The following is a 22890-nucleotide window of genomic DNA, read 5'->3' as shown; positions in this document are numbered from 1 at the left end:
GGAATCACGATTCTGTCGGGGCCGCTGTCGGCTGTATCCTCGTGTACTGATACCGGGGAAAATGCGAGGAAAGCCGTGACGTTCGACCAGAATCGGATGCCCGCGACCCCGCCATGGCTGGCGGGGGGAGGGCCGACCGTACCGCCACCACCGACCCAGGCCGCGCCGGCCAAGCGGTCGGTCGAACGAACGACCCCGCCCGAACCGACCTCACGCACCGAGGACGACCGGTCCCGACCGGACCGGCGAACGGCACCCGCCGAGGACGGGGCCTCCACAGACCGCGAGGACCCGACAGACGCCGAGACATCACCGGAGTCCGACGCGTCGGATCGCCAGGTCGCGTCCGGCCCGACGACGTCACCGGCCGCGCCACCGACACCCGGACCACCATGGATGACGGCCCCGCCCACGACTACTCCGCCGACCACTACCCCACCGAGCTCTGGGCCACCCGCGACCACACCGGGTCCACCCCCGGGATACGGCCCGCCACCGATACCTCCACCGCCCCCGGCGACGAGCGGACCCGCAGGGCCTCAGCAGCCGTCACCGTCCCCCCCGGCCTCGCCACCGCCCGTCTCGCCACCGCCCGGACCGCGATCGCCCAGCCCGACATCGCACCAGCCCGCGCCGCCACCGCACCAGCCGGGGCGACCGCCGCAGCCACCCACACAGACGTCGGCCGAGCAGCCGGTCGGCGCCCGGCCGTCCGACGCGGCATCGCCGACGATGCCTCCTCCCTCGGGCCCGGTGGACAGTCGATTCCCTTCCGGAACAGAGCAATTCATGCCCACGCCCGGCGGTCAACCGTCGGCCGGAAACCCACCGTTCAGCCCGCAACCGTTCGGCCCACAACAGTTCGGCCCACAGGGCTTCGGTCAGCAATCGGGCGGCTCGACCCTCGATTCCGATGCGCTGCTGCGTAAGGCGCGACGGGCGCCACGATCGGGGTGGCGGCGAACCGTGCACAAGGTGTCCGGGGGCGCGATCAACCCGGGTGACTCGCAACAGACCGTCTACTTCGATCAACTCGTGAGGCAGGTGAATGCGCCCGTACGCGGCGACTTCCGCATCGCGGTGCTGTCGTTGAAGGGCGGCGTCGGCAAGACCACCACCACCGTCGGCCTCGGCTCGACGTTCGCCGACCTGCGCGGCGATCGGGTGATCGCCATCGATGCCAACCCTGACCTGGGCACGCTCGCCCAGCGGGTTCGTCTACAGACCGGGTCGACCGTGCGCGACGTGCTCCTCGACGACTCGATCTTCCGCTACTCCGACATCCGCCGGCACACGTCCCAGGCCGCCAGTCGCCTGGAAGTGCTTGCCTCCGAACGTGATCCGGCGACCGCCGAGACCTTCGGCGAGCAGGACTACCGTTCGGTGATGCGCATCCTGCAGCGCTACTACAACATCATCCTCACCGACTGCGGTACCGGACTGTCACACTCGGCAATGGCCGGTGTGCTCGATCTGGCACAGTCGTTGATCCTGGTGTCGACGCCTGCCATCGACGGTGCGCGCAGTGCCAGTGCCACGTTGGACTGGCTCGAGGCGCACGGCTACGGTCATTTGGTGTCACGCGCGGTGGTGGTCCTGAGCGGTCCGCGGCGCAAGGACCTCAAGATCGACCTCGACCAGCTCGGTCAGCACTTCCTCGCACGTACCCGAGCTGTGCAGATCATCCCCTTCGACGACCATCTCGCCGAAGGCGCCGAGGTCGATCTGGCCATGTTGGACAAGGCAACCCGACGCTCGTATGTCGAGTTGGCGGCGACCGTGGCCGAAGACTTCGCACTCACGGACGAGCCGGAAGACCGGCTCAGCAGCAGAAGGCCGCACAACTGATGTCAGATTTCATGCAAGCCCGCAGGGTGTTCGACGCCGGTGTCCTCGCATGGGGGATTCCCGTCGACGGCCAGGAGGCCGAGCGCGATCAGCGTTATGCGTCACTGGCATTCAAGCGTGCAACCGAGTACGCGCCGATGATGGCCGACGCCTGGCTCGGACGCCTGGCGACCGGCGACACCTCCACCGAGGTGCTGTTCAGCATCTTCAAGTACCGGGATTCGCTGTTCGTGGAGCAGCGACGTCTCGGCCTGACGCCGCGCACGCTGGCAGGACGGGCGCCGACGGGACTGTTCGTCGACTATCCGGTTTCCGATCCGTTCGAGGCGGCGGCACTCTATGCCTGCGCCATGGTCCGGGAGGGCGACTTCGACGGCGCCGAGGCAGCACTCGACGCCGTGGACACCACCGGCAAACCACCCATCGTCGACTTCGCCCGCGGCTATCTGCATTTCAAGACCCAGCGGTGGCCGGATGTGCTCACCTCGCTTGCGCAGTCACCGAACTGGTCCGACGAGTACCTCAAGGCCGTCGGCGATCTGATGGTCGGCACCTCGTGCGCGCAGCTCGGGCTGTTCGGTGAAGCGGTGCGGCGACTCGAATCAGCCGAGGCGGGTCCGCTCCCGGTCGTGCAGAACGGATCGATGTTCACCCGGGGACTCTGCCTGCGCGAGATGGGCAACGAGGCCGAGGCCCGTGGCATCTTCGAGACGGTCTACTCGCGCGATCCCGGCATGGAGGACAACGCCAAGGCGCTGAACGACCCCAAGTTCCGCATCAAGGTCACCACCAAGGAAACGATCGATTCCCGCACCGACCGTTGGGATCCCGACTCGGTGCCCGAACCGGTCGCCGAAGCTGCCGAGGCGAAGCCGGATCTGCTCAAGCAGGCACAAGACGAGCTGAACGAGCAGATCGGCCTGGACTCGGTGAAGGCGCAGGTCGCCAAGCTCGAGTCGGCGGCACAACTCTCCAAGGTGCGCGCCGACCGTGGCCTGGCCAGTGCGACCCGGAGCCAGCACCTGGCGTTCACCGGTCCGCCCGGTACCGGTAAGACGACCATCGCGCGTGTCGTGGCCAAGATCTATTGCGCCCTCGGCATCCTCAAGACCGACGAGGTCATCGAGGCCAGCCGACGGGACTTCGTCGGTCAGCATCTCGGTTCGACCGCCATCAAGACGGGCGAGCTCATCGATCGAGCTCTCGACGGTGTGCTGTTCATCGACGAGGCGTACACGTTGATCCAGACCGGCCTGTCCGGCGGCGACGCATTCGGGCGTGAGGCCGTCGACACCCTGCTGGCCCGGATGGAGAACGATCGTGACCGCCTGGTGGTGATCATCGCGGGCTACGACGGAGAGATCGACCGGTTCCTGGCCGCCAACGACGGCCTGGCGTCCCGATTCGCCCGTCGTATCCGCTTCGACTCGTACTCACCGTCCGAGCTCGGCGAGATCGGCAAACTGATGGCGCGCAAACGGGATTCGGTGATCTCCGACGACGCCTTCGAAGTCCTGGTCCAGCGTCTCGCCCCGCTCTACGAGAGCATGCAGGTCGACCAGAGCGGGGAAACCCGCCGCAGCATAGACCTCGCCGGTAACGGTCGCTTCATCCGTAACGTCGTCGAGGCGGCCGAGGAGGAGCGCGAGTTCCGGCTCAGCAGTGGCGACGTCGGCATCGAGGACCTCGACGAGGAGGCACTCATGCGTATCGAGGCGACCGACGTGAACGCCGCGCTCGACACCGTGCTGGGGATGCTGCAGCGATAGCGGGCCTCCCCGCCCCGTGCCGAGGGCCTCAGCCCGCGGCCGGGACGGTGGCGACGTCGATTCCGTCGATCCGGTTGTCGGCCAACAGTTTCGTCATCGCATCGGCCGCGTTCTGCTCGGCGAACACCCAGCGCACCGGCTGGTCGTCGGCGGCGCGTGCAGCCTTCTCGGCCTGATCGACGAGCTGCTGTGTGCCCGCCCAGGCGGGATCGAAACCACCACCCGCGACCAGATGCTCACCGTATCCTGGTGCCGCGGTCATCAGCAGCGTTCCGTCGGCGGCCCGTCCGTCGAACGGCACGTCGTTCACCATGTAGGCGAAACCCGAAGGCACACCGGTGATCTGCTGATTGAAGCTGCGGGCTTGCGGGGCGACCTTGAAACCACCGGGATACCAGCGTCCGGGCTGTCGGGTCGCAACGTCGCGCCCCTTTTCCGCCGACTGGACGATCACGGTGACGTCTTTCTCTGCGGTTGCGGCGATGTCGAAGTTGCTGTCCGCGTGGTAGTTGATCGTCCGGGTCCGCGGATCCGGGAACCGGAAACTGCAGGTGGACTGCTCTTTACCGTTCATCGGCATCGTCACCGTCCGCGCACAGGTACCGGCCGCCGCACCGTTGACCGTGAGCGACGACGTCTGGCGCACGGTCACCGTGCCGCGGTCGGCTCCGGGCATGGAGTTGGTGAAGTCGTAGACGAGGATGCAGAAAGTGTTGGTGCAGTTGTCGAGATTGCCGGTCGGTTTGGGCACGTCGACGGTGGGTGCCGGCACCTTGGACAGCGGGTCACTGTAACCCTGCACTGTCGAATAGAACGACTTCACACCGTCATTGGTCAGCAGCGTGACCTTGAGTTTGGTTGTGGTGGGCCGATCCGCGGGTGCAGACCGCAGGGGTCCCGCGATGCCGTAGAGGCTGCCGTCGGGGTTCAGTCGGACCGGGTTCTCGCCGGCGACGATCGTCTGGCCGTCGTCCTCGGTCGGCCCCACCTGCAGGCCCTGCGGATCAGCGGTGGAGAATCCCCGACGGTCCGGCGTCTGGTCCGCCGTCGAGACGGGGATCGTGTTGTCGGACTGGTCGATCCGCTGATCCTGGTCGTCGGCGCCGAGACCATAGGTCGACGGCCGCAACGCCTGACCGAAATCGATGCCGAAGAACCCGGGCGGGACGAGGGCCCAATTGCCTGCCGCGCCAGACGAATCGTGACGAACCGAGGCGTCACCGCCGGCGTTGTACGAATCCCAGAACGCCGCGTCCGCCTTGACGTAGGTACCGCCCGCGATCTGGACCACCTCGGCCCCCCGGCCGTCGACCGCGACCTTGCCGTGCACGTCACCCGCAGCGGTGACGGCCAGATCCTGCACCTGCATCGTCTGACCACCGACGCTGAGCTCACCTTCATAGGAGACGCCCGGGGCATCGGCCATCGCCGTGGTGGCATCGTCGAGTTGCTGTTGCGCGCGGGTCGGGGCCGACGCCACCGCCTGCCCGTCGGTGGTCCGCGGGATCACCCCGCTCACCGTCACCGCGATCACCACGATCAGGCACGCCACCCCAACGACGGCCGCGATCAACGCCTTGCGCATCGACACTCCTCGATCACCCCCGATGATGTCCACCGTCGTCGGTGCACGGTCGTTTCGACCATCCACTGTGCCCTGCGCGTTCGGACGATCACAGACCGGGTCAGGTCGGTCACCCGCATGACTGCGCAGCGAACTCTCGAATTGATAACCTACATTGCGGCGGGTACCGCGTGACGTCTTCGACGTCGCTGCATTCTGTATGGCCCGGCGACAAGGGGGGGCAATCGGATGACGGAACTGAATGTCGACACAGAGTCGGTGCGCAGTTTCGGCGTACACACCGAGAGCCGCGGTACGTCGGTCGCGGTCGAGGGACACCGGGGCGAGTTCAACACCGCAGCCATGGGTGCCGTGTTCGGACTGATCGGCGCCGACTTCATGGCGGTCGCCTCCCTGGTCACCAACAACCACAATCGCCAGGTCACCGCGATCGGGGAGCGCTACACCAAGATCGGACGTGCCGTGGCCGCCGCCGCCAATGCCTACACCTCCGCCGACGCCGACAACGCGGGCCAGTTCGGGAACGGCTCCGGGGCGACGGCATCCGGCGCGGCGTCGAACCTGGCGAGCGGCCTCGACCCGGCCAGCCAGAAGCTCACCAAGGAGCAGGTCGCCAAGATCATCATCGACCGCGGCAAGAAGATGGGCATGTCCGACGACGAGATCAAGTCGGCGCTCGCGACCGGGCTCGTGGAGTCGAATCTGCAGAACCTGGACTACGGCGACCGCGACAGTGTCGGAGTGTTCCAGCAGCGCAACTTCGAACCGTGGACATCCGGAGGCCGTAACCGGATGAACGTCGACCAGGCCGCCACGTCGTACTACGAACAGCTCAAGGGCACCTCCGGGGCGCCGGGCGACCGCGCCCAGGCCGTGCAGCGATCGGCGTTCCCGGACAGGTACAACGAGCGGATGGCCGAGGCGAGCTCCTTGTACAGCTCTCTCGCGACGGCCGCACCGGTGACCACCACGACGACGACCGCCACCCCCACCACGACGCCTCCGGGGGTGACGGCATAGTGCTCGCACTGCTGATCGCGCCGCTGCAGGCGCTGTTGCATTCCTTCGGCACCGGCGTCATGCCGGTGGGCGGGCCGTCGACGCAGCTTCGGCAGGCCAGCGAAGTCATGGAGGGAGTGCGCAAGCAGTCGGCCACAGCGACTCTGGAACTCGACCACCAGTGGCAGAGTGCGGCGGCTTCGCAGGCGGTCGAGTCGATGGAGGCACTGCACGTCGACTCCGACCGTGTGTCCGATCGCGGCGTCGACATCGCTGCCGTGACCGACACGGCGAGCGAGATCGTCAACGGCGGCTACACCGATCTCGCCGCCATCCTCGACTCCTTCGTCGAGACCACCACCGCGGCGGGTCCCGTTCTGCTCAGTCCGGTCGGCTGGCCCGCTCTGACGCAGCTGGCCGAGCAGCACCTGGAACGAGCCGTCCAGGTGATCGACCGCGTCCGGCACGACCTCGGCGGCGAGACGCGGAAGTTGCAGAAACTGGCCGAGCTCCAGTTGTCGGATCAGCAGAAGTTCTCCGACCGCGACAAGCAGCTGGCCAAGATGCAACAGTCGATGGCCACCGCGTCTGCGGGATCCGGTAGCGCAGAGGATGCCGCGGCCAAGGGCATCACGTCGGAGAATCTGCCGGGTGGCGGGGTGCGACTCACCCTGCCGAACGGCAAGGTCGTGACCGCTCCGAATGAGAAGGCCGCCAACGCGGTACGCGCCGCGCTGACCCAACAGGGTGTCCCCTACGTGTGGGGCGGCACGTCGCCGGGCAAGGGCCTCGACTGCTCGGGGCTCACCCAGTACTCGTATCGGCAAGCGGGCGTGGAGCTTCCGCGCACCGCCGATCAGCAAGCCATCGGTCAGCGGGTACCCGAGGGCCAGGCGATGGCCGGCGACCTCGTCGTCTGGGATGGCCACGTCGCGATGGCGCTCGGCGACGGCACGCTCATCGAGGCAGGCGATCCGGTGGGAATCTCACCGATGCGCACCGACAACATCGGCATGGGGTACATGGGCATCTACCGCCCGACCGCCGGTGGCAGCGCAGCCGCGGCCTGACGGCCGGTCGTGCGCCGCCCGGCGGTCACCCGACATCCCCGGTCCGGCAGGCGATCAGCGCAGGGTGACCTGACGGCCGCGGATCCCGTCACGCGACCGCAGCTCCGCAGTGCTCAGATCACCGGACTCGGCCAGTGCCTCCGACAACCATTCGTCGAATTGATCCAGGCCCGCGTACCACTCTTCGTGGTGTCGCTCGTTGTCGAGATCGAACACCGGCACCAGAAGCCCGTGCGTGCGGAACGACCCGGCGAATCGTGACCCGTCGCCGAGAGTCAGGCGTCCGGCCGCATGCAGACGGGCCAGCGCGTTCATCAGCTCGTCTTCGGGTTCCGGCCGCACCCAGCGCAAATGAGCCCGCTCACCGGCATCCACCCACCACGGCGCACCGACGCCACTCTTGGGCGTCAACCGGGCGGTCGGCATGATCGTGTCGTTGGCGCGTTGAAGCATGTCCGCGATCTCCGGCGGGACCGAGGTACCCGGGGGGAACCACCAGGAGAAGTCGTCGTAGACGATGAGTTCGAGTTCCGAGTCGGCCGTGATGAGGTCGGTCAACGCCGCCTCGGTGCCCTCGGGCGCATACTCCGCATCGGGTTCGGCGTGTGCGGCCCAGTCGATGGCGTCGGCCAACGCAGCGGCCAGATCGTCGGGTTCGGGGTCGGTTTGCAGTGCGACGAGACCATGCGGCCCGGTGCGCTCCTCGCGGACGAGTGCCGGGGCGGCGCCGGGCAGGATCGTCGCGATCAGAACTTCGTTGCGTACCCCTTCGGGACGCTCGGCCTTCGGTGCCGGCGCGTCGTCGTCGGGGACTACCGAGGTGATCTCGGGCTGCGGCGGGCCGGGTTCGACGAGGTCGAGTTTCGCGGTCGCCGACGCGACAAAGGCACGCAGCGCCACCAGATCACACTCGGCGGCCAACCCGGCGAACGGTCGCGGCGGAGGTGCCATCGCGGCCCTCTGTCGTTCCTTGCGCGCGGCCACCCGCTCGGCACGGTTGCTGCCCGGGCGCGGCCCGCTGCCCCGCTTGCTCTTCTTCGCCATGGCACTACCTTCTCACGGACGCAGCGTGGCAATGCGTATGGTCGGCGCGCCCGGCGCGCGCCGGCCGGGGGCGCCGGCGTCGAGGGCGTTCAGTCGACGGTGACCAGCCAATCCCGCACCTTGGCGGGACGGTTGGTGGCCACCCAGCGCACCCCGAGATCGGCGCAGAGCTGCACGTCCACGCGATCGTCGACCGTCCAGCAGTAGGTGACCCGACCGGCGGCTGCTGCCCGGTCGACGAGATCCGGGTTCTGGCGAAGGGTGTTCACCGACGGCCCGATCCCGGTCGCACCGACGGCGGTCGCCGCACTGCCGCCGAGCAGTCGCGCGGTGTCGCCGAGCAGGATCGTCGGCAGCATCGGCGCATGCCGCCGAACCCGCCAGACACCCGCCGACGAGAACGAGATCACCACGGCGCGGCTGTGGTCAGCCGACGGCGGGGTCGCAACCCCGAACTCGTGCAGCAGCGCGAGCAGCTTCTGTTCCACCAGGCTGCCGTAGCGCACCGGATGCTTTGTCTCCACGAACAGCCGCACCGGCCGTCGCCAGTCCAGGGTCAGGGTGAGGAGTTCACGCAGCGTCAGCACCGAGGCCGACGAACCATGCGGATGCCAACTGCCGAAATCGAGTTCACGCAGTTGTGGCACCGACATCTCGCTGACCAGTCCGGTCCCGTCGGACGTCCGATCCACGGTGCGGTCGTGGATGCAGACCAGTTCGTGATCGCTCGTCAGGCGCACGTCGCATTCGAGCCCGTCGGCACCGTCGGCAAGCGCGCGCTCGTAGGCCGCCAGCGTGTGTTCGGGTAGTTCCTCGGAGGCGCCTCGGTGGGCCACCACGGCGGGTTTGCCGGATCGGGAGATGGGGCCGCCGGCCGTCATGCCACCGCAACCCATCGTCGGGCGGGCACCGGCTCGTCGTGTGCCTCGCCGAAACTGACGCGCAATCGGCCGGCCAGCCACCAGGCGAACACCGCAGACACCGCGGAACTGATCACCACGGCGGCCAGTCCGTTGGCGCCGGTCTGGATCGACCCTGATGCCGTGGCGACGATCTGGGTGATGATCGCGGCGAGAGCCAGGACGTTGACGATCACCCAGGCAACCCACAGACGCTGCAGTCGACGGCCGGTGAGCGCCGGATCGAGGTCGTCACGCATGCGGGCCGCCTCGTGCAACAGCAGGGCGGCCCCGACGACGTTGACGAGCGGAGTGGCGGCGAGCACGGCGACCCGCCACCTCGGCCGCGGATCGCGTCGATCGTGCCACCGGTAGGCGTCGGCTCGGACCTCGATCACCCAGCGGGTGAAAACGACGGTGGCGTAGACGAATACGACCAAGGCGGCCAGTCCGGCAAAGATGACCAGGAAGGCGGTGACGCGGTCGAGGAGTCCCGGGATAGGCGTCGACCGGTTGATCACCAGGAGAACGTAGCGGAACAGATGCATGACCGCGGCGACCCCGAGGACCATCGCCAGCAATCGCAGCGCGTAGCCGAGGGCATCGGTCTGTACCGCCAGTCGCGGACGGTTGTCGGCCTCGGCCTGCACCGGGACGTCCCAGAGCCCCCATCGCGGAAGGTAGTGATAGCGCGGGATCGGCCGGGGCCCGGCCGGCGGCGCGAAGCGGCGTGCCGGAATCGCCTCAGGTGGGCGGCGGGCCACCCACCGGACGTGCCTGCTGCGGTAGACGCGCGCACTGCGCGGGCCGGTGGTCGGCGCCGGGACCGGCCGCACCGCACCCGAAGGCCGGGCCGGGGCGGGCATCGGATTCTGGCTGGCGGGATTCGGCCCGGCGGGATTCGACCCGGCGGGATTCGACCCGGCGGGATTCGACTGGGCAGGGTTCGACTGGGCAGGGTTCGACTGGGCAGGGCCACCGATGAGTCCGGAGTCGACGACCTGCAGCGGCCCACCACAGCGTGGGCAGCGTTCGCGTCCGGGACGATGCGGGGCCTGAATCCGGCATCGTGGGCAGAGGTCGATCATCGTGTCTCGACGCCGCCGGTCTCGACCGGCTTGCCATTCTCGATCCAGGCCAACATTCCTCCGCGGACACAGTTGCCTTCGAAGCCCAGTTGATCGAGGTACTGCAGCACTCGCATCGAACGGCCACTCGAATGGCAGACGACGAGGAGCTCGGCGTCGAGATCGATCTCCTCGAGACGGGCCGGGACGTCACCGAGCGGAATGTGCACCGCACCCCGGACGTGGCCGGCGGCCCACTCGTCGTCCTCCCGGACGTCGAGCAGCACCCTGTCCGTCTCGGCGGTGAAATCGTCCGGGAGTTCCGTCACCGGCACCTGTCGGATGTCACCCATACTCACCAAACCATGGTGGCACAGCGCCGGGCCTCTCGGCAGCAGTGTCCTGTGCACAACCGGGGATCGACGGCGGCCGAATTGACACGTGCGTACGCACCGAACACCGCCTATGACGACCTACATATAACTATCCACATGCCGGTTTGCGAATACGCCGTGCGGTGTGCTTTGTGGACCATCAACTTGTGGATGAGACTGTGGAAACTGTGGAGAACCCCCGCGCGAACTGCACATTCACTGTGATCGCACTCACACCATCTGTGATGACCGTCACCGATCTGGTTGCGCACCGAGACAGACTCTTCACCAGAGTGCAGACCGACGTCACAGCCAAAGGATGTTTCCGATCGTGCCACTCCCTGTGGATAACTTGGGGAGAAGTCCCCAGAACGGGTACACAGGAACCCGGATTCGGACGCTGAGAGCGTCGATCAGCGCAGGTGTGTGACGATTCCGCGGTCGAGCGCGCCGACGGCCGCCGAGACCGCATCCTCGACGACCGCCCCGGTACTCAACTGCCCACCCGTGAGACGTGCGAGCAAGGGTTTGGGGGCCTCGATCCGGGTGATCTCCGCGTCCGGGTAGCGCTCGGCGATGACCGACCGCATGACACCGACCGCGTCCACCAGCCCGACATCGACGGCCCGGTCGCCGATCCAGACGTCACCGCTGAACAGCTCGTCGTCGGGAGCGTTGAGCTTCTTCCCACGCCGCTGACGCACCCACGCGATGAACGCCTGGTGCAGCTCGCCCTGCAGGCCCTTCAACCACTCCACGTCCTCCGGCCGGGCAGGCGAGAACGTGTCCAGGCGGGCCTTGTGGTCACCCGCGGCGTAGAGCCGGCGTTCCACACCGAACCGCGTCAGCACGTCGGCGAATCCGAACCCCGACGACACCACCCCGATCGAACCCACCATCGACGTACGTGCGGCATAGATCTCGTCCGCCGCACACGCGATCCAGTAGCCGCCGGAGGCTGCGACGTCCTCGCAGAACGCGAGCACCGGCACGCCCTTCTCCGCGGACAGTTGGCGGATGCGTTCGGCGATGTACTCCGACTGTGCAGGCGAGCCGCCGGGCGAGTTGACGACGATGACGACAGCCTTGAGGTGTTCGACGTCGAACGCTCGCTTGAGCATCGGCTCGACCGAGTCGGTGGTGAGACCCGGACGGCCCATCCCGACCGCGCCGATCGCACCGTCGAGCCGGACCACGGCGACTCGGTCTGCTCGCGACTTCGACACGCGTTTGGCGAGCTTCGACCAGGGTGCACCGTTCATGACGCCGAGTGTAATGGTCTGCGTCGCGGCCCCGGCGCCCTAGACTTCTCGGAGTGCAGATCCGGTGGCTGACCGCATTCCTCGACTTTCCCGCCGAACAGTTCGGGGGCGAGGTGACGTTCTGGCGCGCCATCGCGGGTAGCACCGTCTCACCACCACGCGGCAACGATCGGGAGTTCGCCTCGCTCGTACCGTTCAACGGCGACCCGCACCTGCGTGTGCAGCGCATCGAACACGGCCCCGGCGGCATCCATCTCGATCTCCACGTCGACGATCTCTCCGCCGCCACCCTCGAGGCGATCTCGCTGGGCGCCACCACCGTTCGCGATGTACCCGAACTCGGATACTGCACGCTCGAGTCGCCCGGCGGGTTCCCCTTCTGCCTCGTCGCGTGGCATGGCGAGGCCAGCCGATCACGACCGGTGCGCTGGCCCGGCGACACGATCAGCATCATCGACCAGGTCTGTCTCGATGTCCCCGCCGGGCTGTTCGACCGTGAGGTGGTGTTCTGGTCCCGCCTCACCGGCTGGCCGACCGAGCCGTCGAGCCGACCCGAACTGCTCAATCTCCACCGTGACCAGGACCTGACCATCGGAATCCTGTTGCAGCGCAACGGTAACGACGATACCGCCACGTCGACCAGCGGCCACCTCGATCTGGCCTGCACCTCGGTCGAGGACGAGGTCGCCAGACACGAGGACTGGGGCGCGCGCGTCGTCGAACGATTCGAGCGGTGGACCGTGATGTCCGACCCCGTCGGCCGACGCTACTGCATTACCGACCGCAATCCCCGCACCGGCCGCTGACGCCCTTCACCGCGGAGCACTGACACCCATCAGGGCAGGGCGCAGAAGTCCTGCAACCGTTGGACTTCCGCATCGAGTTCACGCTTCCCGCGTCGAGTGATCTCGCCCATCAACTCGACGTGCACCTGCTCGCCGTCGCGACGCCACGACCCGGCCAGTCGTCCGTCGACGAGGACGTATCCGGGCGCCTGACCGTTGACCGTGGACACCTGACGGAATTGCTCCTCACCGGTGATCCGCCGACGATCCGCTTGTGCCACAAGGACATTGTCGTACGGGGCGAGCAGCCGAACGGGCGCAGGAATGTCACCGTCGATGATGTCGAGACCCTCGAGGTCGAACAGTTCGACGCCGTCGGGGCCCGTCATCGCCATGAGCTCCCAATCGTCGACCATCTGCTGCACCAACGGCCGTAGTCGCGTGAGCCCGCACCAGGTCTGGATGCCCTTGATCGACGCGGGACCGAACCCCCGCAGGTAGAGCCTGATCAGGTCCCGCCTCGCCTCGTCGTCGACGACGGCAGGCTCTCCCTCACCCGCCCAGTCGTCGAACAGTCGGTAGGTCGGCATGCCGGAGCCGCGCCACAGGCCACGGGGCGGCACCTGCACGAGGGCCAGACCGCAGCGCGCGATGAGCGTCAGTGACGCCGGATTCTCCCCGGGATGCCGCTCGGCCAGCGCGCGGCCCAGCGCGACCGACGAGTGCGGCTCGGCGGTCAACAGCTCGCGCGCATCGTCGAGGACGGCTTCACGGGTCGTCGTCGACAGCATGCGGACGTGGCGCGCCATCTCCGAGTCCGTCGCCGGCTGCACCACCGGCCGCATCCATCTCGCATCCTCGGAGTCCATGAGGAAAACCGTCGACCGGAGCACCGCCATCCGAACGACCTCCCGGCTCGTCAGCAGGTCGTCGAGTTCAGCAGGCTCGAAACCCTCGATGCGGGACCACAATCCGTAGAACGGCGCCTTGGGATCCTGCGCCTGCAACCCGACGCACCGATCCAGGACCTCGATCGCATCCTCGGCGACTCGCTCGAGTAGGTGCTGGCGCGCCAGCAGCGTCCTATTCCACTGATCCAGGGTGATCTGGTCGGCCACCGATCACGCGGCCGGATAGTGCAGGCCGGTGGCGGCGTGGCAGCGGTACCCGTTCGGGTTCTTGGCGAGGTACTGCTGGTGATAGTCCTCGGCATAGTAGAAATGCCCGTCACCGGCCTCGGCCAACGGCTTGATCTCGGTTGCGACCGGACCCAGACCGGCGTCGGCGAGGACCTTTCCGAATTTCTCTGCGGTGGCCCGCGCGATCTGGGCGTCGTCTGGCGACAACGTGTAGATCGCCGACCGGTACTGCGTGCCGATGTCGTTGCCCTGTTGCATCTCCTGCGTCGGGTCGTGGGTCTCCCAGAAGATCTTCAGCACACCCTCGAGATCGATCACCTCGGGGTCGAACACCACGAGCACCGACTCGGTGTGCCCGGTGCGCGCAGTGCACACCTCCTCGTAGGAGGGGTTCGGCGTGTAGCCGCCCGCGTAGCCGACCGCGGTCGTGTGCACGCCGGGCACCTGCCAGAAGATCTCCTCGACGCCCCAGAAGCACCCGCCTGCGAGCACCACCGCGGACAGTCCCGGTCCGAAGTCGCCGATGCCGTCGGCGTCGGCGGCCTCACCCCGCATCGGGTGGCGCAAGATGATGTTCTCCGGCGCGAGCGGCACCGCATCGCTGCGACCCGGCAGAGCCTCGTCGGCCGGGATCAATTGACGCTTGTGCGATTGCGCGGAAAGAAGCTGGTCCAGCCAAGACATGAGGCCAATCCTACGCCCGCCGCGCGGATCACCGGGTTGATGGATTTCTGATGGTCTGCTTATCATTGCCCACACGCCATGGATGTGACGGTGATCACTCCCCGCCGGAACGCAGTCCGGCCAGAGCGGGGAATCGCACATCAGCGACGACGAAGGGGATCGATGGCAACGCAGGCGAGCACAGATCCGCGACGGGCCGTGAGCCCGCGGCCGAGCGCCCCGCGTGTCACCTACGACGTGGGATCGAAGTGCTTCGCCACCACGCTCAGCATCGTCGGTCTGGTGGCCGTGTTCGTCGTCTTGGCGATCATCTGAGCGGACGGATCCACGTACGTCCATAGTTCAACCGCGCTTGAACAAGATTCGTCACCCTTTGTTGCAATCCCCCATGCTCTACGTAAGGGTGGAAGTACCCGCGCGACCGAGGGCGAATGTCATTCGTAGTCGCGTGAAGTGAGTAACGAGCAGCACCTCAGAGAGGAATATCGTGGCTGAATACACCTTGCCGGATCTCCCGTACGACTACGCGGCACTCGAGCCGCACATCTCCGGCAGGATCATGGAGCTCCATCACGACAAGCACCACGCCACCTACGTCAAGGGTGCCAACGACACCCTCGCGAAACTGGCCGAGGCCCGCGAAGACGGCAGCATCGCCGGCAAGGTCTACGGACTCTCCGCGACGCTGTCCTTCCACCTCGGCGGTCACACCAACCACTCGATCTTCTGGAAGAACCTGTCCCCCAACGGAGGTGACAAGCCCGAAGGTGACCTGGCCGCCGCGATCGACGACCAGTTCGGCAGCTTCGACAAGTTCCAGGCGCACTTCACCGCAGCCGCCACCACCCTGCAGGGCAGCGGCTGGGCGATCCTCGGCTACGACACCATCGGCAAGAACCTGGTTGTCCTGCAGCTGACGGATCAGAGCGGCAACATCCCGGCGGCGATCATCCCCGTCGTGATGCTGGACATGTGGGAGCACGCCTTCTACCTCGACTACCAGAACGTCAAGCCGGACTACGTCAAGGCCTGGTGGAACGTGGTCAACTGGGCGGACGCCGCCGAGCGTTTCGCCACCGCGACCAAGCAGGGCGCAGGACTCATCGTCCCCGCCTGATCTCGCTCGTCCGACGGCGGCCACCCGACACGGGTGGCCGCCGTTCGTCGTCCAAGGGTGATCGCTCGCACGGCGAGAACGTTGCTGTCGGCGCAGAATCGGTTGCCGTCGCGAGAAAAGAGGTTGCTGTCGACGCAGAAATGGGTGCTGTCGGCGCAGAAACGGTTGCTGTCGCGAGAAAAGAGGTTGCTGTCGCGAGAGCGGCGGTTGCTGTCGGGCGGGTGGGCCGGGCGACAGCTCAGAGGACGATGGTCAGGACGATCGCGACAATGCATGCGGCGCCGACGATGCCGAGCACCACGGCATCGATCCGCCCGGGTCGCGACGGGTAGGCGGTCAGCCGACCTGTGCCCCCGCGGGCGGTGATCGCCTCGGCCATCTCCGAACTTCGCCGCAGCGCACTCGACATCGCGGCCGTGATCATGTCGACGACACCCATCTCGGCTGCGGGATGTCCGGATCGTGCGGGAGCCGACGGCCGCAGTCGATGCGCGGCCCGCAACATCCGCAGTTCCTCGATCAGCAGCGGCAATCCGCGCAGACACAACGCGATCGCCACCGCCCACTCGTCGACCGGCAGCCGCAGGACGCGCAACGGCCGCATCAAAGTCGCTATCGCCGGGGCGATCTCGGCCATCGGCGTCGTCCAGATCACCAGGATCGAGCTCGCGAGCAGGACCAGCCCCAGCGTGACCGCGCGCAGATAGATGATCAGCGCGTCGGCACCGAAGGTCATGTTGAGCGCACCGCCGGCGACGATCAGTCCCCAGAACCACCACGGCGGACGGGGAATGGCGCCGAGCGGGATACCGGCGGTCACCGCGGTCACCACCACCACGACGGCCACCACCGCGAGCGCAGGCCATGACGGCAACACCCATGTCATGAGGCTCAGCGCCAGGACGACAAGCAGTTTGCTGCCCGCCCAGAGACGATGCACCAGCGAGTCGCCGGGCACCTGACGCAGCGGAACGGTGTTCATACTCATTCGACGACCCCCCGGAATGCCACGTGACCTGGTTGTGGTGCAACCGATTCCGAGCCCTGCGGCTCCGACGGCGGTTCCGGCGCGGTCGGATCGAGCGCATGCAGCGTGCCGTCGGTGAGTTGGACGCGACGATTCACCACCGCATCGAGGTCGCCGAGATCATGCGAGATGATCACGATCGTCAACCCGTCTGCCCGCAGCCGGGCGAGCAGCGCGACGATGTCGGCGCGTGCGTACGGATCGACCCCGGCCAGTGGTTCGTCGAGCACGAGGATCTTGGGTCGGCGCGCGATCAGTCCGGCCAACAACACGCGGCGCATCTGACCGCCGCTGAGCGAATCGATCTGGCGGGCCGCCATGTCCCGCGGGAGCCCGACGAGTTCGAGCACGCGGGCGACCTCGCCGGTGCCGACCTCGGTGCCACCCGCGGCCATGATCTCGTCGCCGACGATCTGCTTCTGCAGCTGCAGGCGGGAATGCTGGAACGCGAGGGCCACCTGACCCACCTGATCGTCGACGGGCCGCCCCTCCAGCGTCGCCGTACCGGTCGACGGACTGACCAGCCCGGCCATGATCCACGCGAGGGTGGTCTTGCCGGAGCCGTTGCCGCCGACGATGAGCAGTCCGTCACCGCGGTTCACGGTGAGGTTCACGTCGTGCACTGCATCGACCGCCCACGGGGAACCCGGCAGATAGGTGTGGCCGATGCGATCGAGGACGAGCAACGGCTCCCCCACCGAGGCCGGGTCGACCGCGACCGGCAGCGCCCGCGTCGCGACGACGGGTTCGTCGACCGCACCCGGTTGGGGCACCCATTGCGGCGGGTGGTCGACGACCCGCCCGTGATCGAGATGGATGACCCGATCGGCAGCAGCCGCCTCGGCCCCACGATGGGTGATCAGGACGACGGTGATGCCACGACGACGCGGCAGATCGGCCAGCAGCGCCAGCAGTTCGTCACGCCCGACGGGATCGACCATCGAAGTCACCTCGTCGGCGATCAGCAGAACCGGGTCGCGCGCCAATGCCGCGGCCACGGCCAGACGCTGTTGTTGTCCGCCGGACAGATCCGACGTCTCGCGGCCACCGAGGCCCGCCAATCCCACCTCGGCGAGCAACGCTTCGACGTCCACCTCGACGTCCGGCGGCAAGCCCCAGACGACGTCGTCGGCGGCACGGGAGCCGAGCATCTGTGTCTCCGGGCGCTGCAAAACCATCGCGGTGCCACCGCGCCGTCCGAGCCCGGCCGCCCCCGGACGTTGCACACTGCCCTCGGTGGGCGTGCGTCCGGCGATCAGTTTGACCAACGTCGACTTGCCCGACCCGTTGGCGCCCACCACGGCGACGAACTCGCCACGGCCGATCGTCAGGTCGATGCCGGAGAGCACCGCAGGTCCGTTCGGTCGATAGCGGAAGCCGACGCCCGACAACTGCAACGGGATGGGTGCGATCGTCTCGTCGGGGCCGGTGGTCGCGCCTGCGTCGAGAGTGTCCTCGCTGGGGACCTCGGCAAGTCGGTTGATGACCCCACCGAGCAGCCACCACGCCACCGCCAGCGACAACGCGGTGCCCAGTGCACCGGACACCCACATCCAGATCCACCACTGGTCGACCATGCTGTCGCCCAACGTCTCCACCGTGTCGGCGAGGCCGCCCAGCGCGGGCACCTTGTCGATGAGCTTGACCAGTCCACCGATCGTGTTGCCCAGCGCTTCCAACGCGAGCGTGCGCAGCGGGACCAGGATCCACAGGACAAGAACCGACAGACCACCGATGACCGGCGCGGCGACCAGGCCCGCCAGGACGATGGTGCCGAGGCCCCGACCCCGGCGCTTGGTGTCGCCGACGATGCCGCCCACCAGTGCCGACCCCAGCACCGTCATGGCTGCGCCGGTCCCGGCCATCGCAAAGCTCACACCGGTCGCCGCCACCGAGGCGGCGATCAATGCACGGGGTCGGGTACGGGCGGCGACCAGCGCCAACGGCACTGGGGCCAGCAGGCCGACCGCGGTGGCCAGCGGAATGACCGCCGCGACGACGATGGCCGCGACGGTCAGGCCGCCGAAGATGGCGATGGACGCCATCTCCATCGGACGTAACGGCACAGAACTTCTCACCCCATCCAGTGTGCCCGGTGGATCGGCGGTGCCCCAGACCTGTCGGGCGTCATCGAGGCCGCGAGGAGTCCTTTCGTGTAAAAGAAGCGTCACAACACCCGTGTTCGAGTTGTGTACGCCTCATCACGGGAGGATTCTTCTCTCACGGGATTCACACTCGCCCCACGTGGATTCGCGACACGTGGATGCGACTCCGGCAGGTCGTCGGAGGTCACAGAGGGGAGCCCAGCGATGACATCGGCCATTCCCATCGGCCTCACGCCGTTTCAGCACGAAGGTCATCTGAACGGCATCCTGATCTCTGGGCGCTGGCCGGAGTCGACGCTCGAGTGGACCCAGACATTGGTCGCCTCGGTGCGGATCGCCTGCCGGCCCGGATTCCTGCCCACCACGACCATCTTCGGGGTCGTCGAGGAACGTCCCGACGACGAGGACAACGAGGCCGTCGGGATGATGGTCGCGGTCGGCAACGTCGTGGACGACAGCTTCGTCGAGGCCGGACGTTTCCTGAGCAACCCGCCCGCTCTGGTGATGCTGCACCCGCCGTCGCAGACCCGACCATCGCTGCCCGAGTGCTCCCAGGTGGCCTCGGGCTGTGTGCTGCTGCCCGGACTCCCGGAGCTCGGATTGGAGCACCGCGCCGGGTGGGCGGAGGCGGAAGCCGACGGCACCGTGGTGACGCTGCGCAACCAAGTCGGCATCGACCCGAACGCCGACCCCGACACCGCCGTGTTGGCCATGCTCCTGGCCGCGTGACCTGCACGCCCACCGAGTTAGGGTGCCCAAACTTTTGATTTTGTGCCCCCTACCTGCGGAAATAAGGGTATGCAATCTGTTGCACAAGCTCCGATGGGCACCCTAACGTTGCTCACATGATTGCTGCCCTGTTCCTGAGCTTCGGCGTGATCTTCGTCGCCGAACTCGGCGACAAGTCGCAGCTGATGGCCATGACATACGCCCTGCGGTACCGCTGGTGGGTCGTGCTGACGGCCATCACCGTGGCCACCACCGCGGTGCATGCCGTCTCGGTCTTCTTCGGACACTTCCTGGGTGTCTCGATCCCGGCGGACCTCATGTCGATCCTGGCCGGGTTGGCCATGCTGGTGTTCGGCCTGTGGACCCTCCGCGGCGACCATCTCGACGACGTCGAATCGGCCAAGGCACAGCGGGTCGGCAAGTCCGTCTTCTTCGCGGTCATGTCGTCGTTCTTCCTCGCCGAACTCGGCGACAAGACGATGCTCGCGACGATCACCCTGGCCGCGCACTCCGATTGGTTCGGGGTTTGGATCGGATCGACGATCGGCATGGTCGCGGCCGATGCGCTCGCTATCGGAGTCGGCGCGCTCCTCGGCAAGCACCTGCCCGAGAAGACGATCGCCCGCGGCGCCGCCGCATTGTTCTTCGGCTTCGCCGCGTGGCTGCTGTGGGAGGGGCTCTCGGGCGCGAGTGCAGTCACCGTCATCGCGACGCTCACCACGGTGGTGGTCCTCGTCGGAGGTGGCACCGCGTACCTGCTGCATCTGCGGCGCACCGCCCCCGCGGCCGACACCGACCCCGCCGACGACGATTCGCCGAGCACTCTGTCGCACTGACCGGCCCGGCCGAGCGGCACAATCCACACAACAGCTCCGCATCCCCGCCGGATTCGTCCGACTATCCTGTGACACAGGACACTTTCCGCCGCGTCACCCCGGTGGCCGGCGCCGACGAACTCGAGGACGACTCATGGACGTATCCGGCTCAGCGGTACTCGTGACCGGCGCGGCGTCGGGGCTCGGCGCCGCCACCGCCCGCCGATTCGCCGACGCCGGAGCCCAGGTGTACGGCGTCGACCTACAGACCGGCATCGACAAGGCCGAACACTCCCCCGGCGTGACGCTGCTGGCCGCCGACGTCACCAGTGAGATCGACGTGCGCGCCGCGATCGACACCATCTCCGATGCCGGGACCCCGCTGCGTGTCACGGTCAACTGCGCAGGTGTCGGTTGGGCTGCACGCATACTCGGCCGGGACGGGCCACACGACCTCGACCTCTTCCAGAAGATCATCAACATCAACCTGGTGGGCACGTTCAACGTGATGCGCCTCGCCGCTCACCAGATGTCGACGGAACCGACGGTCGACGCCGACGGTCAGCGCGGCGTCATCATCAACACCGCGTCGGTCGCCGCCTTCGAGGGCCAGATCGGTCAGATCGCCTATGCGGCGTCGAAGGGCGGCGTGCACGCGATGACCATCTCGGCGGCCCGCGATCTCGCCCGTGCCGGGGTCCGGGTGTGCACGATCGCGCCCGGCACGATCAAGACACCCATGCTCGCCGGTGTGACCCCGGAGTTCCAGCAGACGCTCGCCGAGGCCATCCCGTTTCCGCAGCGGCTCGGCGAACCCGAGGAGTACGCACAGCTCGCGGAGTTCATCGCCACGCACAACTACCTCAATGGGGAGACCATCCGCATGGACGGCGCCATTCGCATGGCGCCACGCTGAGCGTCGATCACCTAGGCCGCTGCCGGAACATCCTGTGCCGCCATAGCCTTCGAGAGTTCGAGAAGCGGCTTGGCGTCGGCGTCGAGGTCCGCGCCGTCGCCGGGCAACACGTCGCGTACCCCTCCGCCCGATCGTCGGCCTGCCACGTATTCGGCGACCGCGTCGCGGACCATCTCCACCCGATCGGCATCCGGTGCGGAATCGAAGTCCGCGGGCAGGCACGGACTCAACTGTGTCAGTGCGTCCCGGATCTCGACGACACGGCGATGCAGGCGCATCGTCACCGACACCGGGCCCGTGGAGGTCAGCACCACCTCCGGCACGCCCGACGTGACGAGTTCCCACAGGGGCAGCAGATCGGCGGCATCTCGACGACGACGGCGCCCGGCCTTCAAGGAGTGCCACCGGGCGTGCAACATCGGGTAGCTGACGCCGAGCAGGAAGGCCACGACGCCGACGATGGACAGCACCTGGCTGACGGTGAGCAGCCAGCCGATCTGGAAGAGGTCCATCGATGTCCCGAGCACGTAGACGATCTGCGACAACGAGCTGACGGCCAACAAACCGAGACCGAACAGCAGCAACCCGAGGGACAGTCTCAAGTAACCGTCGGCCAGCTCGAAGAACCGTCGGATGCTACGCACACAGGCGATGAATCCATACGCCAGATATCCGCTGGCGATGAGCACGAACACCGCATAGGCGACGTTGCGCACCGTCCAATCCGACAGTTGCGCCGTCCGCAGTCCGGGCGGGATGACCAGCATCGTCACCTGCAGGCCGACGATCGCCGCGACCAACGGGATGGCCTCGAGTCCGGCACGCCGCTCGCGGGTCGTCGACCGGCCGGGAAAGAAGAACACGATGATCAGGGCGGCGACACCGATGGCGAGCAGTGCATAGAAGATCACCCGGTCGGCGCCGGTGAACAACACAGTGTCGATCGCGTCCGCGACGTCGTCGCCGGAGGCGATGAAGGCAAGGGTCAATGTGGCGATCGCCATGGTCATGGCCAGCGGCTGCAGGCCACCGCCCTCGCGACGGATCTGTTCGAGACGCCAGCACAGTGCTGCCGCGAACACCACTGCGGCAATGACATTGACGATGCCGACGGTGACCATTACAACCAGCCCTTGTGCCCGCCGAGTAGACGCTGGATGCCCCGGAGTTCGGTGTGATCGGGGGTCTGGCCGACCGTGTCGGTGGCGTCACCGGCCCAGCTGAGGATCATCGACGCCAGCATCTCCGCCTCCCACTCGCGCTCGTCGGAGTAGCAGGTGCGCTGCAGCGCGGCGTCGGAGTCGTCGTCGGAGGGTGCGGTCAATGCGGCGGCGGAGACCGCGCCGAGCATCTGATGGCCCGCGATGAGGTGACCGAACTCGTGGATCACGATCTGATCCTGATGGAGTTTCGACGTGTTGGCCTGGTAGAAGAAATAGTCCGCGTCCTCGGCCGCGAGCCAGATGCCGTTGGGCATGCCCGCAGGTAGCGGATGCGGGAGCAAACGGATCGGACGTCCGCGGCGTTCGCCGTGACGGTCACAGAGTTGCGTCACGTCGAGCGGGAGATCGAGTTCCAGGCCCTTGAGGGTGTCGCGGCACAACGCACGCAACGCACGTCGATCACGCATCACGCAACAACAGTCCGCTTCTCGAA

The 22890-nt window shown here is 67.3% G+C and carries 22 protein-coding genes; 10 read left to right on the top strand and 12 right to left on the bottom strand.

Features of this window, described 5'->3' with window-relative positions; translation table 11 throughout:
• Positions 1 to 396: 396 nt before the first annotated feature.
• Positions 397 to 1848 (top strand): MinD/ParA family ATP-binding protein, encoded by a 1452-nt coding sequence (locus tag AAFP35_RS04825; protein WP_419220458.1) that lies wholly within the window; start codon positions 397 to 399, stop codon positions 1846 to 1848.
• Positions 1848 to 3617 (top strand): type VII secretion AAA-ATPase EccA, encoded by a 1770-nt coding sequence (gene eccA, locus AAFP35_RS04820; RefSeq protein WP_419220406.1) that lies wholly within the window; start codon positions 1848 to 1850, stop codon positions 3615 to 3617. Before AAFP35_RS04825 ends, eccA begins: the two co-directional genes overlap by 1 nt.
• 28 nt (positions 3618 to 3645) lie before the next feature.
• Here the strand turns inward: eccA and AAFP35_RS04815 are convergent, their stop codons facing one another.
• Positions 3646 to 5202 carry a hypothetical protein gene (locus tag AAFP35_RS04815; RefSeq protein WP_419220405.1) on the bottom strand — a complete coding sequence of 519 codons (1557 nt, stop codon included), beginning with the start codon at positions 5200 to 5202 and terminating at the stop codon, positions 3646 to 3648.
• Between the two features lie 228 nt (positions 5203 to 5430).
• On the opposite strand from AAFP35_RS04815, the gene AAFP35_RS04810 reads away from it, so the two are divergent.
• A complete protein-coding gene (locus AAFP35_RS04810) occupies positions 5431 to 6222 on the top strand; it encodes a type VII secretion target (RefSeq protein WP_419220404.1) in 792 nt (263 codons plus the stop codon).
• Positions 6222 to 7271, top strand: a complete 1050-nt coding sequence (locus tag AAFP35_RS04805; protein WP_419220403.1) for a C40 family peptidase — start codon at positions 6222 to 6224, stop codon at positions 7269 to 7271. The genes AAFP35_RS04810 and AAFP35_RS04805 overlap by 1 nt, the downstream gene beginning before the upstream one ends.
• Before the next feature lie 54 nt (positions 7272 to 7325).
• Here the strand turns inward: AAFP35_RS04805 and AAFP35_RS04800 are convergent, their stop codons facing one another.
• The 5 genes from AAFP35_RS04800 to AAFP35_RS04780 form a co-directional block, all read right to left on the bottom strand.
• Positions 7326 to 8315 (bottom strand): DUF5926 family protein, encoded by a 990-nt coding sequence (locus AAFP35_RS04800; RefSeq protein ID WP_419220402.1) that lies wholly within the window; start codon positions 8313 to 8315, stop codon positions 7326 to 7328.
• Positions 8316 to 8404: 89 nt separating this feature from the next.
• Positions 8405 to 9196, bottom strand: coding sequence for a glycerophosphodiester phosphodiesterase family protein (locus tag AAFP35_RS04795; RefSeq protein ID WP_419220401.1), 792 nt, complete (start codon positions 9194 to 9196; stop codon positions 8405 to 8407).
• On the bottom strand, positions 9193 to 10302 hold the full coding sequence (locus AAFP35_RS04790; protein ID WP_419220400.1) for a DUF4328 domain-containing protein: 1110 nt from the start codon (positions 10300 to 10302) through the stop codon (positions 9193 to 9195). The genes AAFP35_RS04795 and AAFP35_RS04790 overlap by 4 nt, the downstream gene beginning before the upstream one ends.
• On the bottom strand, positions 10299 to 10634 hold the full coding sequence (locus AAFP35_RS04785; protein ID WP_419220457.1) for a rhodanese-like domain-containing protein: 336 nt from the start codon (positions 10632 to 10634) through the stop codon (positions 10299 to 10301). Before AAFP35_RS04785 ends, AAFP35_RS04790 begins: the two co-directional genes overlap by 4 nt.
• 434 nt (positions 10635 to 11068) lie before the next feature.
• Positions 11069 to 11917 (bottom strand): S49 family peptidase, encoded by an 849-nt coding sequence (locus AAFP35_RS04780; RefSeq protein WP_419220399.1) that lies wholly within the window; start codon positions 11915 to 11917, stop codon positions 11069 to 11071.
• Between the two features lie 53 nt (positions 11918 to 11970).
• Between AAFP35_RS04780 and AAFP35_RS04775 the strand changes: the two genes are divergently transcribed.
• A complete protein-coding gene (locus AAFP35_RS04775) occupies positions 11971 to 12723 on the top strand; it encodes a VOC family protein (protein ID WP_419220398.1) in 753 nt (250 codons plus the stop codon).
• Positions 12724 to 12752: 29 nt separating this feature from the next.
• Here AAFP35_RS04775 and AAFP35_RS04770 read toward each other — a convergent pair whose 3' ends face one another.
• Together AAFP35_RS04770 and msrA are read right to left on the bottom strand one after the other, a co-directional pair.
• Positions 12753 to 13820 (bottom strand): winged helix DNA-binding domain-containing protein, encoded by a 1068-nt coding sequence (locus AAFP35_RS04770; protein WP_419220397.1) that lies wholly within the window; start codon positions 13818 to 13820, stop codon positions 12753 to 12755.
• A 3-nt stretch (positions 13821 to 13823) separates the two neighbouring features.
• Positions 13824 to 14525, bottom strand: coding sequence for a peptide-methionine (S)-S-oxide reductase MsrA (gene msrA / locus AAFP35_RS04765; RefSeq protein WP_419220396.1), 702 nt, complete (start codon positions 14523 to 14525; stop codon positions 13824 to 13826).
• A gap of 162 nt (positions 14526 to 14687) precedes the next feature.
• Between msrA and AAFP35_RS04760 the strand changes: the two genes are divergently transcribed.
• Entirely contained in the window at positions 14688 to 14840 is a 153-nt protein-coding gene (locus tag AAFP35_RS04760; RefSeq protein WP_419220395.1) for a hypothetical protein, read from the top strand.
• 172 nt (positions 14841 to 15012) lie between these two features.
• Positions 15013 to 15642 carry a superoxide dismutase gene (locus AAFP35_RS04755; protein WP_419220394.1) on the top strand — a complete coding sequence of 210 codons (630 nt, stop codon included), beginning with the start codon at positions 15013 to 15015 and terminating at the stop codon, positions 15640 to 15642.
• 238 nt (positions 15643 to 15880) lie between these two features.
• On the opposite strand, the gene AAFP35_RS04750 is transcribed toward AAFP35_RS04755, so the two are convergent.
• Both AAFP35_RS04750 and AAFP35_RS04745 read right to left on the bottom strand, forming a co-directional pair.
• Positions 15881 to 16630 (bottom strand): energy-coupling factor transporter transmembrane component T family protein, encoded by a 750-nt coding sequence (locus AAFP35_RS04750; protein ID WP_419220393.1) that lies wholly within the window; start codon positions 16628 to 16630, stop codon positions 15881 to 15883.
• The gene (locus tag AAFP35_RS04745; RefSeq protein ID WP_419220456.1) at positions 16627 to 18720 is read right to left on the bottom strand and encodes an ATP-binding cassette domain-containing protein; all 2094 of its coding nucleotides are present in this window, start codon (positions 18718 to 18720) and stop codon (positions 16627 to 16629) included. The genes AAFP35_RS04750 and AAFP35_RS04745 overlap by 4 nt, the downstream gene beginning before the upstream one ends.
• A gap of 258 nt (positions 18721 to 18978) precedes the next feature.
• Here AAFP35_RS04745 and AAFP35_RS04740 point away from each other — a divergent pair, with 258 nt between their 5' ends.
• The 3 genes from AAFP35_RS04740 to AAFP35_RS04730 all read left to right on the top strand — a co-directional run bounded on the left by AAFP35_RS04740 (position 18979) and on the right by AAFP35_RS04730 (position 21234).
• A complete protein-coding gene (locus AAFP35_RS04740) occupies positions 18979 to 19503 on the top strand; it encodes a peptidase (RefSeq protein WP_419220392.1) in 525 nt (174 codons plus the stop codon).
• 116 nt (positions 19504 to 19619) lie between these two features.
• Positions 19620 to 20339 carry a TMEM165/GDT1 family protein gene (locus AAFP35_RS04735; protein ID WP_419220391.1) on the top strand — a complete coding sequence of 240 codons (720 nt, stop codon included), beginning with the start codon at positions 19620 to 19622 and terminating at the stop codon, positions 20337 to 20339.
• A gap of 133 nt (positions 20340 to 20472) precedes the next feature.
• Complete coding sequence (locus AAFP35_RS04730; RefSeq protein WP_419220390.1) at positions 20473 to 21234, top strand: SDR family NAD(P)-dependent oxidoreductase; 762 nt, start codon at positions 20473 to 20475, stop codon at positions 21232 to 21234.
• Between the two features lie 11 nt (positions 21235 to 21245).
• Here AAFP35_RS04730 and AAFP35_RS04725 read toward each other — a convergent pair whose 3' ends face one another.
• Both AAFP35_RS04725 and AAFP35_RS04720 read right to left on the bottom strand, forming a co-directional pair.
• Positions 21246 to 22355, bottom strand: coding sequence for an MAB_1171c family putative transporter (locus AAFP35_RS04725; RefSeq protein ID WP_419220389.1), 1110 nt, complete (start codon positions 22353 to 22355; stop codon positions 21246 to 21248).
• Positions 22355 to 22864 (bottom strand): hypothetical protein, encoded by a 510-nt coding sequence (locus AAFP35_RS04720; RefSeq protein WP_419220388.1) that lies wholly within the window; start codon positions 22862 to 22864, stop codon positions 22355 to 22357. Before AAFP35_RS04720 ends, AAFP35_RS04725 begins: the two co-directional genes overlap by 1 nt.
• Positions 22865 to 22890: the final 26 nt, after the last annotated feature.

The sequence above is a fragment of the Gordonia sp. CPCC 206044 genome (genome assembly GCF_048537895.1).
In the GTDB taxonomy this organism is placed as follows: Bacteria; Actinomycetota; Actinomycetes; order Mycobacteriales; family Mycobacteriaceae; genus Gordonia.
Note: the sequence above shows the minus strand (reverse complement) of the source record. Positions and strands in the feature narration are given on the sequence as shown.

What these genes read in the sequence shown, in the direction of transcription:
- AAFP35_RS04790 (WP_419220400.1), bottom strand. Translation starts at nt 10,302, where the DNA reads ATGATCGACCTCTGCCCACGATGCCGGATTCAGGCCCCGCATCGTCCC.
- AAFP35_RS04780 (WP_419220399.1), bottom strand. Translation starts at nt 11,917, where the DNA reads ATGAACGGTGCACCCTGGTCGAAGCTCGCCAAACGCGTGTCGAAGTCG.
- AAFP35_RS04785 (WP_419220457.1), bottom strand. Translation starts at nt 10,634, where the DNA reads ATGGGTGACATCCGACAGGTGCCGGTGACGGAACTCCCGGACGATTTC.
- AAFP35_RS04825 (WP_419220458.1), top strand. Translation starts at nt 397, where the DNA reads ATGACGGCCCCGCCCACGACTACTCCGCCGACCACTACCCCACCGAGC.
- AAFP35_RS04725 (WP_419220389.1), bottom strand. Translation starts at nt 22,355, where the DNA reads ATGGTCACCGTCGGCATCGTCAATGTCATTGCCGCAGTGGTGTTCGCG.
- AAFP35_RS04760 (WP_419220395.1), top strand. Translation starts at nt 14,688, where the DNA reads ATGGCAACGCAGGCGAGCACAGATCCGCGACGGGCCGTGAGCCCGCGG.
- AAFP35_RS04745 (WP_419220456.1), bottom strand. Translation starts at nt 18,720, where the DNA reads ATGGAGATGGCGTCCATCGCCATCTTCGGCGGCCTGACCGTCGCGGCC.
- AAFP35_RS04795 (WP_419220401.1), bottom strand. Translation starts at nt 9,196, where the DNA reads ATGACGGCCGGCGGCCCCATCTCCCGATCCGGCAAACCCGCCGTGGTG.
- AAFP35_RS04815 (WP_419220405.1), bottom strand. Translation starts at nt 5,202, where the DNA reads ATGCGCAAGGCGTTGATCGCGGCCGTCGTTGGGGTGGCGTGCCTGATC.
- AAFP35_RS04750 (WP_419220393.1), bottom strand. Translation starts at nt 16,630, where the DNA reads ATGAGTATGAACACCGTTCCGCTGCGTCAGGTGCCCGGCGACTCGCTG.
- AAFP35_RS04810 (WP_419220404.1), top strand. Translation starts at nt 5,431, where the DNA reads ATGACGGAACTGAATGTCGACACAGAGTCGGTGCGCAGTTTCGGCGTA.
- AAFP35_RS04735 (WP_419220391.1), top strand. Translation starts at nt 19,620, where the DNA reads ATGATTGCTGCCCTGTTCCTGAGCTTCGGCGTGATCTTCGTCGCCGAA.
- AAFP35_RS04740 (WP_419220392.1), top strand. Translation starts at nt 18,979, where the DNA reads ATGACATCGGCCATTCCCATCGGCCTCACGCCGTTTCAGCACGAAGGT.
- eccA (WP_419220406.1), top strand. Translation starts at nt 1,848, where the DNA reads ATGTCAGATTTCATGCAAGCCCGCAGGGTGTTCGACGCCGGTGTCCTC.
- AAFP35_RS04800 (WP_419220402.1), bottom strand. Translation starts at nt 8,315, where the DNA reads ATGGCGAAGAAGAGCAAGCGGGGCAGCGGGCCGCGCCCGGGCAGCAAC.
- AAFP35_RS04720 (WP_419220388.1), bottom strand. Translation starts at nt 22,864, where the DNA reads ATGCGTGATCGACGTGCGTTGCGTGCGTTGTGCCGCGACACCCTCAAG.
- AAFP35_RS04730 (WP_419220390.1), top strand. Translation starts at nt 20,473, where the DNA reads ATGGACGTATCCGGCTCAGCGGTACTCGTGACCGGCGCGGCGTCGGGG.
- msrA (WP_419220396.1), bottom strand. Translation starts at nt 14,525, where the DNA reads ATGTCTTGGCTGGACCAGCTTCTTTCCGCGCAATCGCACAAGCGTCAA.